This is a genomic window from Streptomyces sp. NPDC001480 (genome assembly GCF_042894725.1).
Lineage (GTDB): Bacteria > Actinomycetota > Actinomycetes > Streptomycetales > Streptomycetaceae > Streptomyces.
Genome location: NZ_JBIAVX010000023.1, coordinates 65,957 through 78,327, shown reverse-complemented (window position 1 = coordinate 78,327; position 12,371 = coordinate 65,957). Strand labels below are relative to the sequence as shown.

Annotated in this window: 12 protein-coding genes and 1 pseudogene; 7 read left to right on the top strand and 6 right to left on the bottom strand. The window is 69.2% G+C overall.

Going from position 1 to position 12,371, the window contains the following annotated elements; all coding sequences use genetic code 11:
- Positions 1-108: 108 nt before the first annotated feature.
- Together ACFY01_RS39980 and ACFY01_RS39975 are read left to right on the top strand one after the other, a co-directional pair.
- On the top strand, positions 109-606 hold the full coding sequence (locus ACFY01_RS39980; RefSeq protein ID WP_390740696.1) for a VOC family protein: 498 nt from the start codon (positions 109-111) through the stop codon (positions 604-606).
- Between the two features lie 124 nt (positions 607-730).
- Positions 731-1,363, top strand: coding sequence for a replication-relaxation family protein (locus ACFY01_RS39975; RefSeq protein ID WP_390740695.1), 633 nt, complete (start codon positions 731-733; stop codon positions 1,361-1,363).
- A 378-nt stretch (positions 1,364-1,741) separates the two neighbouring features.
- Here the strand turns inward: ACFY01_RS39975 and ACFY01_RS39970 are convergent, their stop codons facing one another.
- Together ACFY01_RS39970 and ACFY01_RS39965 are read right to left on the bottom strand one after the other, a co-directional pair.
- Complete coding sequence (locus tag ACFY01_RS39970) at positions 1,742-2,614, bottom strand: class I SAM-dependent methyltransferase (protein WP_390740694.1); 873 nt, start codon at positions 2,612-2,614, stop codon at positions 1,742-1,744.
- A gap of 28 nt (positions 2,615-2,642) precedes the next feature.
- On the bottom strand, positions 2,643-3,773 hold the full coding sequence (locus tag ACFY01_RS39965; RefSeq protein WP_390740693.1) for an FAD-dependent oxidoreductase: 1,131 nt from the start codon (positions 3,771-3,773) through the stop codon (positions 2,643-2,645).
- A gap of 122 nt (positions 3,774-3,895) precedes the next feature.
- Here ACFY01_RS39965 and ACFY01_RS39960 point away from each other — a divergent pair, with 122 nt between their 5' ends.
- A complete protein-coding gene (locus ACFY01_RS39960; protein ID WP_390740692.1) occupies positions 3,896-4,477 on the top strand; it encodes a TetR family transcriptional regulator in 582 nt (193 codons plus the stop codon).
- 209 nt (positions 4,478-4,686) lie between these two features.
- Positions 4,687-5,067 carry a hypothetical protein gene (locus ACFY01_RS39955; RefSeq protein ID WP_390740691.1) on the top strand — a complete coding sequence of 127 codons (381 nt, stop codon included), beginning with the start codon at positions 4,687-4,689 and terminating at the stop codon, positions 5,065-5,067.
- Here ACFY01_RS39955 and ACFY01_RS39950 read toward each other — a convergent pair.
- The 4 genes from ACFY01_RS39950 to ACFY01_RS39935 are packed head-to-tail and all read right to left on the bottom strand — an operon-like array spanning position 5,016 to position 8,066.
- Positions 5,016-6,311, bottom strand: coding sequence for an MFS transporter (locus ACFY01_RS39950; protein WP_390740690.1), 1,296 nt, complete (start codon positions 6,309-6,311; stop codon positions 5,016-5,018). The two genes, ACFY01_RS39955 and ACFY01_RS39950, sit on opposite strands and share 52 nt — an antisense overlap.
- Entirely contained in the window at positions 6,308-6,847 is a 540-nt protein-coding gene (locus ACFY01_RS39945) for an ArsR/SmtB family transcription factor (RefSeq protein ID WP_390740689.1), read from the bottom strand. Before ACFY01_RS39945 ends, ACFY01_RS39950 begins: the two co-directional genes overlap by 4 nt.
- An 11-nt stretch (positions 6,848-6,858) precedes the next feature.
- Complete coding sequence (locus ACFY01_RS39940; protein WP_390740688.1) at positions 6,859-7,239, bottom strand: hypothetical protein; 381 nt, start codon at positions 7,237-7,239, stop codon at positions 6,859-6,861.
- The gene (locus ACFY01_RS39935; RefSeq protein ID WP_390740687.1) at positions 7,236-8,066 is read right to left on the bottom strand and encodes an IS5 family transposase; all 831 of its coding nucleotides are present in this window, start codon (positions 8,064-8,066) and stop codon (positions 7,236-7,238) included. Before ACFY01_RS39935 ends, ACFY01_RS39940 begins: the two co-directional genes overlap by 4 nt.
- A gap of 369 nt (positions 8,067-8,435) precedes the next feature.
- On the opposite strand from ACFY01_RS39935, the gene ACFY01_RS39930 reads away from it, so the two are divergent.
- The 3 genes and pseudogenes from ACFY01_RS39930 to ACFY01_RS39920 form a co-directional block, all read left to right on the top strand.
- Positions 8,436-8,711: a hypothetical protein gene (locus ACFY01_RS39930; RefSeq protein WP_390740686.1), complete on the top strand. Its 276-nt coding sequence runs from the start codon at positions 8,436-8,438 to the stop codon at positions 8,709-8,711.
- A 225-nt stretch (positions 8,712-8,936) separates the two neighbouring features.
- Positions 8,937-11,048 (top strand): WD40 repeat domain-containing protein, encoded by a 2,112-nt coding sequence (locus ACFY01_RS39925; protein ID WP_390740685.1) that lies wholly within the window; start codon positions 8,937-8,939, stop codon positions 11,046-11,048.
- Between the two features lie 325 nt (positions 11,049-11,373).
- Positions 11,374-11,865 (top strand): annotated as a pseudogene (locus tag ACFY01_RS39920) (transposase family protein); the annotation flags it as partial.
- Positions 11,866-12,371 lie beyond the last annotated feature (506 nt).

Sequence of the window (12,371 nt, the reverse complement as noted above, 5' to 3'; positions counted from 1 at the left end):
CGTCTCGCGCGATCCCGATCCATCGGGAGCTTCTAGGACAGAGAGTGACCTAGAAGGCGTCTAGCGTCATCACCGCGTTGAGGCACTCGCACCCCAGGAGGCAGTCAGATGTCCGTCAGGCCGGTGCCCCAGGGCTACAGCACCGTGACGCCGTGGATCATCTCGCGCGACACGGTGCAGCTCATCGACTACATGAAGAGGGCCTTCGGTGCGGAGGAGCTCGCACGCCTTGCGGGCAAGGACGGTGCCATCGAGCATGCGGAGGTACGGATCGGCGATTCAGTGGTGATGATGTTCGACGCGCGGCCGGAGTGGCCCCCGACTCCCGGCTTCCTCCGTCTTTACGTCGAGGACGCCGACGCCGTGCACCGTCGCGCCGTTGCGGCCGGCGGCATCTCGGTCACCGAGGTCACCCACCTGTTCTTCGGAGACCGGGTCGGCCGGGTACGCGATCCGCTGGGCAACCTGTACTGGATCCAGACCCGTGTGGAGGACCTGGGCCCGCAGGAAATGGAACGCCGCCTCGGCGACCCGGAGTTCACCAAGGCCATGGAGTACGTCCAAAGCGCCGACTTCTTTCCCGCCCGGGAACCCAACCTCAGCTGACGTCCAGGAGCCAGAAGAGAGTGTCCAAGATCGTTGTGTGGCGAACGACAACTTGGACGCCTTGCCTTACGCGCGGCGCCGGACAAGACCGGCGCCGCACCGGACTCGAAGGACAGCGGTGGCGATGCTGAACGTGGATGCCACCGGCGCAGACCGGCTGGCGCAGTACCGGATGGCGACGACGGAGCAGATGCAGCTGGTGATCGCGCCCGGGGTGCGGATGGAGCAGACGCGGCGTCGCCTGGCCAAGCTGCGCGGCGAGGGGCTCGTCGACCGCGTCACGCTGCCGCAGGCCGGCCGCACGCGGGTGTGGTTCGCCACGCAGTACGGCGTGTACCTGGCCTCCGAGTGGCCCGAGCTTCGGGGGCGGCGGCCGCCGAGGCTGGTCGCGGACCGCACCACGGCCCGGCTGCGGGCAGGGCATGCGCTGACGGTGACCGAGACCGGGCTGGCCTTCCTGCAGGATGCCCGCCGTCGTGATGACGAGTGCCGGCCGCTGGACTGGATTGCGGAGGTCCACCATTCCCTCGGCAGCGGTGAGGCCGTCATTCCTGACGCCGTGTTGTACTACCGCACCTGCGAGGACGGCGGGTCGATGCTGCGGGCCTTCCTGGAAGTCGACCGAGCCACCATGGGGCCCGAGCGGCTGGCCGCGAAACCCACCTCCTACGCCCGCCTCCACGACTACGTACCCGCACCTGTTCCCGGACGCCCGAGGCCGGCCCGGCCTCCACCACCTTCTCCAAAGCGATGTTGATCAGGTCCGCCGGGCGGTTCTTCTCCGGCGCGCGGTTTGCTCGAACTGCCCGACGTGGAACTCGAAATGGTCCGACGCTCGGGAACCGAGGGTGATCCCCTTGTCGACGCGGTCGAGGAACTCTGAAGAGCCTGATCTGACACAACGCACGAGGGCCAGGCACGATAAAAGTGATGCCTGGACGGCTTACCCTCGGGCACCGTCACGACTGCGGCACCCCTCCACCACAAGGACGAACTACCTCCGGGCAAGCAGCACGCCTGCCTTTGTCAGCGGCGACAACGACGACACGAACCTTCTCTGTCCCACTGCGGACCGCGACAGCGGCTCTCGCTGAAGGAGCCGAGAGCGGGAAGTCTGCACAGAACGGGCGCGACGTCAGACCACTGGCGCCGGGAGAGCTGCGCTGAGCGAGTACAGGATGGGCAGGTAGGTGCCACTGAAGGGGAACCGGTACAGGCCGTCCGGGCCTTGCGGCAGGATGTGACGCCCGTCGGTCTCGGTTTCCGTGTGCTCGCCGAGGCGCTCCACGACCAGACCCGCCGAAGCGGCCGCCGTCACAATCTCGCCGACCGAATACGGATACTGGGTGGACTTCTTCGGCTCGACGGGAGCATCGGCGTGGGCGTACGTGCTCGTCATCGCGTCGTGCTGCGGTGCGCCGCCACCGTAGGGCCAGTCGGCCACGAAGGGGTCGAACGTGAGCACCGTCTGGAAGACGGGGTGAAGGTCCACCAGAACCAGTCGGCCGCCCGGCCGCAGCGCTGTCACCGCACCGCCCATCCAGGCACCGAGGTCCCCGATCCAGGACAGAACCCCGTAGGTGGCGACGACCAGGTCGAACCTGCCCGCCAGAGCGTCGGGGAGACGCTGGGTGTCCGCTTCCACGAACTCCGCGGCCAGGCCGGCCTGTTCCGCCAAGGTCCGTGCCCGTGTGATCGCCTTGGAGGAGAAGTCCACGCCGGTGACGCGTGCGCCCAGGCGGGCCCAGTTCAAGGTGTCCATACCGAAGTGGCACTGCAGGTGGAGGAGATCCTTGCCTGCCACGTCGCCCGCGAGTTCCCGCTCTATCCCGCGCAGCGTCTGCCCGCCGGCGAGGAATGCCCGCACGTCGTACGAGCGGTCTTCGGGGTCGGTTCCGTGGAATTCGGCGAGGTCGTCCCAAAGGGCCCGGTTGGCCGCGAGGCCGTCGCCGGCCCCCACGCCGTCCTTGCGGTCACGTACGCCGTCAGTTGTGTTCTCGGTAGCCATTGCTGGCCTCTCCTTCGCTTTCCTTGCACTACCGGTAGTTGAGCTCGGCGAGCTCGGTGGCGAGCTTCTTCGGCAGGGCCGTGTGGCCGAGCAGGGGAAGCACGGTGTTGCGTGCCCCGCGGGCCATCGGGTTGCGCGTGGTGGCGACGCGGGTCATCCGGTGGGTGAAGGCGACCACCCGCTGGGCGACGGGGCGGCGCTGCGCCTCGTAGCCGTCGAGCTGTCCGGACGCCAACGCCCGGCCGAGGGCGTGGCCGTCCTGGATGCCGGTGTTCATCCCCTGGCCGCCGGCCGGGCTGTGCACATGGGCGGCGTCGCCGGCCAGCAGCAGGCGCCCCGCCCGGTAGTGGTCGGCGACCCGGTGGTGCACCCGGAACCGTGACGACCAGGCCAGGCCGGTGACCGTGGCCTGGCCGGGGGCGCGCTCGTCGAGCAGCTGCCGAACGAAGGCGAGGTCCGGTGTGGCGGGCGCGTCGTCCACGGTGGCGACGACCCGGTAGTGACCGCCGGGGAGCGGGGCGACCACGGTGAGGCCCGCGGTGCCGAAGGTGAGCGAGACCTCGGCGGGGCCCGGGGACCAGTCCATCAGGAGGTCGGCGAGCACGAAGGACTCGGCGTAGGCGTTGCCGGTGAAGCCGATGCCCGCGGCCTCGCGCACGGTGCTGTGCATGCCGTCGGCGCCGACGGCGTACGCGGCGCGCAGCGTCTCGCCGGTGGTCATGGTGAGCGTCACGCCGTCCTCGTCCTGGACGACGGAGGCGACCTCGCAGGGGCGGTGGACATCGCCGCCGAGCGCGCGCAGCCGGTCCAGCAGCACGCTCTCGGTCTCGTACTGAGGGACCATCAGCGTGTACGGGTGGGGCGTGGGCAGCCTGTCGAACGGCACGGTCAGCAGCCGACGGGCGCCGTCGCGCACAGCGAACCGGGTGACCTGAACGCCTCGCGCGATCAGCTCCTCGGAGGCTCCCAGCTCGTCCAGGACCTCCAGGGTGCGGGCATGGACGACGGCGGCACGCGATGTGTTCGCACCCTCGGCCAGCCGGTCCAGGACGACGAAATCGATGCCGGCCGAAGCGAGCGTGACGGCGAGCGCGAGCCCGCTCGGGCCGGCGCCCACGATGGCGACCTCCGTACGGTCAGGGAGTGCGGTGGTGTTCATGTCGCATTTCCTCCAGGACGCTAGTCAACGGTTGTTTGCCAACGCTTGTTGGCGAACATTCGTTGACATGATGCGCGACTTCGGACTGGAAAGTCAACACTCGTTGGCCTATAGTCGTTGACATGATGCAAACCACCAAGATCACCAGTACCGATAAGCGTTCGGATCGCACCAAGGCCGCGATCCTGCGCGCCGCACGAGAACGATTCGCAGCCCAGGGCTACGAGCGCACCACCATCCGAGCCGTGGCCTCCGACGCCGGCATCGACCCGTCGATGGTCATGCGCTACTTCGGAAACAAGGCCCAGCTCTTCGACGCGACACTCGCCATCGACCTGCGCCTGCCGGACCTCACGGGCATCCCGGCGGACAAGCTCGCCCAAGCCCTGGTGCGGCACTTCCTCGAACGCTGGGAGGGCGACCCTGCCGACGACGCGCTGCTCGTTCTGATGCGTTCGGCGGTCACCAACGAACAGGCCGCGGCGCGAATGCACGAGATCTTCGCGGCGCAGGTCGCCCCAACGCTTGCCGCCGCCCTGGGCCCAGAATTCGCCGCACAGCGCGCGGGCCTGGTCTCCGCGCAACTCCTCGGCCTCGGGCTCACCCGCTATCTGCTGCGCCTCCCAGCAGTGACCACCCTGACACCGGACGAAATCGAAAGAGGGCTGGCCCCGGCCATCCAGGCCGTGCTCGACCCCGATTAGGGCCGCTCTCCCACCGTCATCGCGCGCAGCGGGACACGCCGGAGGCTGCGGCGAGTGACCCGATGGAGCCGAACGAGTCGTCGTGATCACACAGATCCAGCCCGAAGCTGGATGCGCCTGAACGACCCCGAGCACGACGGCGGCCATGGCGTCGGCACCCATCAGGACAACCGTCAACGAACGGCGAGCGCAGGGCGGCGGTGGACCACGTGGCCCAGGCCCACGACGAGGACCGGGCCCACAAGGACCAGGAGCAGCACGACTCCGTCCGGGTCGGTGAGGCCAGCCGCCTCACCCCGGCCGGGCCTCGTCCTCTACTCACCGACCGTCCGCCGACCGACGCGTACGGGGCCTCCCGGCTGCTGGCGGCGAGCGGCTGCTCGATGTGGCGGTGCAGCGCCGGCTCCTCAGGACTCAGTGTGCGGCCGGGCACCGCGCGGGAGGCGGGCCCGGACAGGCCCTTGGATCTGTGCCCCGACGCGCTGCTGATGGGCGTCGAGGAGCTGCAGTCGTTCTGCTTCGTTGCCCGGGGCAGGCGTCACAACGTATCGGGGGCGCTCACCTGGGCGGGATCCTTGCCTGCCGGGTGATCCGGACCGCCAGCCGGGGCGGCGGCACGCAGCGCCGCTTCGACTCGGCGGTTGCTGGTCATGGATGCCGTGACGGCCGTCATCGCCAGGAGGAGGCCGGCAGCGGCGTAGAGCGGGGTGCGGATGTCGTAGGTGGTGGCCAGCCAGCCGCCGAGGAAGGCCCCGGTGGGGGCAGCGCACATGGCCAGCATGCGGGAGGTGGAGGCGACCCGGCCCATGAGGCGGGCTGGGACGATCGCCTGCCGGAGGGAAGGCCCGAGCACCATCGTGGCGCCCATGCCGGCCCCACAGACGGCGAGCGCCAGCCCGGCCACGTACGGGTTCGGGGCAGCGGCCAGGCCCAGGATGGCAAGCCCTTCGACGGCGGCTGTGCAGGTCAGTGCAGTGCCGGTGCCGAGTCGTCGGCCGAGGTAGGAGGCGATGCCTGCACCGAGCAGGCCACCGGTGGCCTCCGCTGTGAGGAGCAGGCCGAAGCCGTAGGTGTCGATACCGAGGCGGTCGTGCGCGAAGAGGGCGAGGACGGTCTCCACGGCGAGGAAGGCGACGTTCCCGACCGCTGGGCGGAGTGCGAGGCCGAGCAGCACCCGGTCCCGGAAGACGTACGAGGCCCCGGCCCGCGCTTGCCGGAGCAGCGACTCGTGGACCTCCGGCATGGGCCGGGGCATGGCGGGCAGCGTACGTACGAGCAGTGCGGAGAGCATGAAAGACACCGCGTCGGTGAGCAGCGGAACCGCCCGCCCGAGCGCGAGCAGCGCACTGCCCGCAGGCGGCCCCGCGAAGCCGGACATGGCGGTCTGGGCTCCGCGCAGGCGGGAGTTGGCGCGCTCCAGGAGTGCGGGGTCGCGGCGGAGCAGATCCGGCAGATAGGCCGTGGCGGCCGTATCGAAGAAGAGTCCGCCGAGGCCGAGCAGGAAAGCGACGGCCGCGAGCAGCGGAATGCTCAGCACGTCGACCATGGCCGCCGCCGCGGGTATCCCGAGCAGCACCGCACGTGCTGTGTCCGCGACCCACATCGTGCGCCGGCGGTCCCAACGGTCCACCAGCGCACCGCCGAGCACCCCGAAGAGCAGCCACGGCAGCGTCCCCGCGGCCGTGACGACGGCGAGCGCCATCGGATCCCGCGTCAACGTCAACGCGAGCAGCGGCAGCGCGGCATGCGTTACCCCGTCACCGAGTGAGGAGATCGTCTGCGCGGTCCACAGCCGTCCGAACCCGGTCGGCAACCTCCGGATGTCTGAGGTCACTTGGCGCCCCCTTCGGCCTGCTCACGCGGTGCCGGGTGGAACAGTGCGAAGACGAGTGACGCGTCCGGTAGCGAGGGATCGGACAGCTCCTGGTACTCGTCCGCAAGTGCCTGCAGCCGCGCCCCCAGCTCCGCGAACTGCTCATCGGTGAGCCGCAGATGCGCCATCCGCACGTGCCGCTCGCCATCCGCGGGCGCTGCCTCCAGGTCCGCCACCGCGTGCCGCATCAGCACATCCGGCCCTCCCTCGCCCGGATCCGGCAGCACGATCGCCCGTGCGGCCATCGCGTAGTACCGCTCGGTAACTCCCCGGACCTTCCGCGTTCGTACCACCTTCACCAGGCCGGCCCGCTCCAGCAGCCGCACGTGATAACTGGAACTCCCCTTCGCGAGGCCAACCCGCTCGGCGATCTGCGTAATCGTCGCCGGCTCGAAGCGGAGCACGGCCATGATCCGGTGACGCGTGAGATTGGAAACGGCGCGCAGCTGTTCGTCAGTGGTGACGTGAAGCGTCTCAGGAAGATCATCGGTAGGCATGCGAGCAATGGTCAACGATTCTTGACCACCAGCCGCTTGAGCTTGAGTCGGACGTTGTTGATGTTGTTGGGCGCGATCTCCAGGACCATTGCCTCGCACAGCTGCGGGGCCCGCAGCGGGTGGTCGGCGGCGGTGAACACCGCCATGATCTGCTGGTAGGCCGGATGGTCCGGTAGTTTCGGAGCCGGCGGCGCGGGCGGTTGCGGGTCGGGCAGCTCCAGCAGTGTCTTGCGGGTGATCCGGACTTCTTCAGCGGCCCGGCGGAGTTCGTCGAGCTGGGCGGTCAGCTGCGTGATCTGTTCCCGCGTGGTCTCGGCCTGCGCGGTGATCTCGCGTTCTCGCTCCTCCAGCCGTGCCAGCACCGCGCCGAGCGTCCGTTCCCCGTCGGTCATGCGGTGCGCCAGGCGGGCAGGGTCGCCGAGGCCAACCGGCGTAGTATCACTGCGGTCATGGCCCTGTACACCCGAGACTCCGAACTGCGGGGCGGATGCTCGTAGTCCCGCACCAGCCTGCGGTGCAACATCAAGATCCCATAGGCGCGTTCCACGACCCACCGCTTGGCCTGGGGAACGAACCCGGTCCGCGCGGGATTGCGCTCCACTACCTCCACCTCGATGCCCACCTTCTCCCCGTGCGCGACGACGGCGTTCTTGAAGCCCTGGTCGACCAGGGCCTTCTGAACGGTGTCGGTGTCGGCGGCGACCTTGTCCAGCAGCGCGATCCCGACGGCGTTCTCGTGCGCCGACGCGACCGCCACGACCACCGCGATCACCAGCCCCAGAACGTCAACGGCCAGGCCGCGCTTGCGGCCCGGTACTCTTTTCGCCGCATCACGCCCCGTCGACCGCGCGGGCACTCCGGCCGCCGCGTGCACGCTCTGGGTATCAAGCACCACCAGGCTTGGGTCAGCCTTCCGCCGCGCCATTTCCCGCACCTGCCAGCGCAGCAGGTCGTGAATTGTCTGATCGATGCCGTCGTCAAGCCAGGTGTAGAAGTAGTCCTTCACCGCGCCGGGCGGCGGGAAGTCGTGCGGGAGCAGGTCCCGCTGGCAGCCGGTGCGGCCCTGGTGGAGCAGCGCGCTGACGATCTCCCGTGTCTCGTACCGACCCTGATGGCCGCTGACCGAGGGATGCGCGGCCTTCCATGCGGCGATCAAAGGCTCCATCAGCGCCCACTGCTCGTCGCTCACGTCGGTCTTGTAGGGCTTGCGCTCGCTCACAGCGACCAGCCCAGTACGCCCATGGCCGCCGGCCGGCCGGGATGCCGCACCGCCACACGTTCAGGTGACGTGAGAACTCCTATGCACTCCCATTCCGCCCTCTCAGTGCCTGAGGATGCGTTGGATCACTGGAAGTGCCGTGGAATCAATGGTATCCAAGTGGCCTGATCAAAGGGGGGATTGATGTCACGCCAACTGGGGCCAGTGCCGTCTACACCGTACGAACATCTGACGTCGGATTCGCCTTACGGATCCTCTCGAATCCGGGTCTCTCAACCACATCCCATCGGTATCGAACGACCCAGCAGTGGCGCCCTCGAGACCACCCTGGCCTGCGCCACCTGCGGTGACCCGGTCGAAATCACCGTCATGAGCATCGGCTCCACCAAGATCTGGCGCCTCGGCTGGCTGCTCGGAGTCCTCCTGAGCCTCGCGCTCACCGCCGCCTGCGTCGTCGGGATAGTCAGTGCCGGACCCGATGGGGGCGGCGCGCTCATCGGCAGTACAGCCGGTTTCGTCCTCGGTCTGCTGTGTGTCGTCTACACCGTCCTCCATTGGTGGCATGAAGACGGCGTCCGAGGCCCCGGCCTGCCGTGGCGCAGCGGCCGCCACTTCGTCCGACACTTCTGGGCAGGCCCTCGCTGATCAGCCCGCTGCGATCAATCGAGGCCGTCGCCGTAGTGCTGCTCTACGGACATGGGTCGGGCTGGCGTCAGCAGGCATTTGGGAAACCCCGGATCACCAGCCAAGGCCTTTCGTCTGATGACGGGACCCACACCCGTCTTGCTCTCTCCGGCCCCCCGCCGCGCCCGGCCCGCCTCGGCTGTAGGGGTGGCCCGGGGGGCGACCACGGTCATTACGGTGCCCTTTGTGGCTGATGATGCGTGTGAGAGCGGTGCGGGCCGGGCCGACGCCTGGGGGATACGGCCCGAGGTCCTGGTGAAGGACGACCCGGACCGGGTCAGGGAGTTGCTGGACGGCTCCGGTCTGTTGGTGGCGGTGTACGAGACGTCGGCGCATGTGCACCGGCGGGCAGCGGCGGGAGTGCGGCGGCAGTTGCTGGCGCTGGACGCCCTCCGCTACGCGCAGCGGCAACTGGCAGCAGAAATCCGTGAAGTGGGGGTTGGTCAGGAAGCCGACACCCCGTGGGTGGTGCGGTGGGCGACCGGCACCGACCTGGACGCCCGGCTGCTGTACGCGCTGCCGGCGTCGGCCGAGGTGCGTGTGGTGGCGACCGTGGACGTGGACGGCCGTGGACTGGCTTTCGTCGGCTGTGAGGACGGCACACTGCACGGGTGGGATCTGGCCACGGGCAGGCGGTTCGGCAAGGCCGTGACGGGTCACCCCGGCGCCGTGCGGGCACTGGCGACGGCGGTACTCGACGGCCGTCCGGTTGCTGCGACTGGCAGCTGCGACGGGGTCGTACGGCTGTGGGACCTCACCAAGGGGGATCTGGTCGACGGGTTCCCCGCCGGCGACGAGGCCTGCGTCAACTCGCTCGCCACCGGACTGGTCGAGGGCCGGCCCGTCGTGGTCGGTGGCAGCACGGACGGCGTGGTGCGGGTGTGGGATCTCACCGCCCGCGCCCAGCGTGGTGATCCCCTGACTATTCACACCGGCACCGTGTGCGCTTTGGCGACGGCGGTGCTGGACGGCCGCCCCGCCGCTGTCACCAGCCACTCCGACGGAACTGTCCGAGCGTGGGACCTGATCACGGGACGGGAGTTCGACACCCTGAGCGACCGTGCCGAGGAACCTCACGTGGTCACACACCCGTTGTCCGACCGGCCGATGACCGCCGGCAGTGACGGCGATGGGGAGGTGAGGCTCTGCGCCACCTTGCGCCTCCAGGCCATGCCGCATCTCCTGGTAACGGACCCGACGTCCAAGTGCCCGATGGCCATCAGCGCCAACGCCTACGAGATGCGCCTCTGGAACCTGGCCACCGGTGAGCAGGTCGGTGAGCCGGTTCCCGTCGGATTCGTGGAGACGGCGGCCTTGAGGGTGCTCCACGGCCGCCCCGCGGCCCTTGTCGCATACGCCGGCCATGGGCCGGTCGAGGTGTGGGATCTGTCCACCCTCAGGCATCTGCGCCTGCCGCTGGTCGGGCACGCAGGGACCGTGCGGGGAGCGGCGACGGCCGTGGTGAACGGGCGTCACCTCGCCGTCACCGGTGGCGACGACAGGTCGGTTCGGATCTGGGACCTCGACGGTGAAAGGGAGACGGGCAGCTGGCTGACTGGTCACGCGGGCCCCGTGCGAGAGGTCACCACGGCCGTCGTGGACGGCCGTCCCGTCATCGTCACGGGGGGCTGGGACGGGACGGTGCGGATCTGGGACCTCGAGGGTGGGGGACAGCTCGGTGAGCCCCTGACCGACCACACCGCCGCCGTGGACCTGCTGACGGTAGGTATGGTGGAGGGACGGCCCACCCTCATCACGCGCGACATGCACAAAACTGTGCGGATCTGGGACCTGACCACCCGGGAACAGCTGCACGGACGGTCGACGTCGCAGTACACCAGCCCGTACATCTCGTTTTTCGCGGCACTGGAGGGCCGTTTCGTAGGCGTGACCTCGGGCGGACGTGTATGGGACCTGGCCGGGAGCGAATGGATCGGAGTGCAGCCGCAGCACGACGGTGCCCTGGCCCTGGAAATGTTCGAAGGCCGCAACGTGATCCTTACCGGGCTCGGAGCGGAAGCGGTTCACCTGTGGGACATGGCCACGGGCGAACGGCTGGGGCCGCCTTTGACCGGGCACATCAGCCGGGTTCGGGCAGGGGCGGCGGGGATACTCGACGGCCGCCTCGTTGTCGCCGTCGGAGACGACGACGGAACGGTACAGGTGTGGGACGCGACCACGGGGCGGCCAACCGGGTCGTACCCCTTTCCCGCCCGCATCAGGGGCCTGGCAGTGGCACCGGACGGGCGGCTGGTGGTCGGCTTCGGCTCGGACATCGCGGTCCTGGCCCACCGCTGACACTGGATCCGATCCACCCCCAAAAAAACCTGATGGGCAAAAAGGCGTCCTTCGGATCGGGCGCGGCGGAGGTGAGGGGCGGGTGCCGGCGGACTGGTCATGGACTGATGGCGGACGCAGGCACCCGGGCCGGGCTTTGAGCTGTCCTGCGTGCGAGCCCACAGCCCATAGAGGAGTTCGCGACGAGCCGGTCCGGCATGCCGTTGGGACCGGGCGCGGAGCAGACACTCGAGTTCAGACTTTGGCCGACCGTAGGTCCGTTGATGAGAAGAGCCAGACTCGGGCGCTGGACCGCTCACAGCCGGTACTGCCGATGATGCCGCGTGCCCTGCGCGAGACGGACCCGGATTACGTCCTGCTCGACGGCACCCTGGCAGAGTGCGACCCCGTCGGCGACAGCCGAGCCGACTTCTCCCACAAGCACCGCCGACACGGGGTGAACGTGCAGGTGGTGACCGACCCCGTCGGACGGCTGCTGTGGATCTCGCCGACGCTGCCCGGCCGTGCGCACGACCTCACCGCGGCCCGCGCCCACCGGATCATCCGGATCCGCGAACGCCAGGGCATTCCCATCCTCGCCGACCGCGCCTACATGGGAGCCGGCCCCTGGATGACGACACCCCTCAGACGCCCACCGGGCCGTGACCTCCCGCCGACCCAGCAAACCGTCAACCGAGCACTGTCGACAGCACGGGCGCCGGTCGAACGCGGCGTCGCGCGACTGAAGTCGTGGCGGATCTTCCGCAGGTCCCGGTGCAGCCCGAGTCGAATGTCGTCAATCGCCGCGGCCGTCCTCACTCTGGAGCGGCAGCGCTGAAAGAGCTCCCTACGTTGTCCTGCGGGAGATGGTGAGCCCTGTTGCTCGGTGCTCCGCTGCCGTCAAGACTGGCCTTGACTCCGGCGCGGAGCAACGCGTCTGCGGAAGAGTTCAGCGCCAGCAGGGACGGGAAAGAGAACCAGTCCTCCCCGACGCAACGGCGCATGCGCGGTGCCGATGCTTGCGCGCGTTCGGTAGGCCTTGAGGGGGCGTTGATGTGGTGGTCGCGAACATCGCCCCGGACACGGACGCGGCCAGGTGCTTGCCGACAGAGTGCGGCGAGCCACCGTCTCGGGCATGCGTCGACACGGACGTCATAACGGCAACGCGCACCCAATTCCGCGTCCTGCAGCGGCACTTGTGCGCTCTGCCCGCAGGGGAGTGCGTTTGAGTGAGTGCTCCCGACTACGTCATTCGACGCGTTGCGGCCGAAACAGGCAGGGCGGGAGACTTCCCCACACGGACGTCGCGCGATGCCGGAGGGGGGAGCAACGCAGTGAACTACC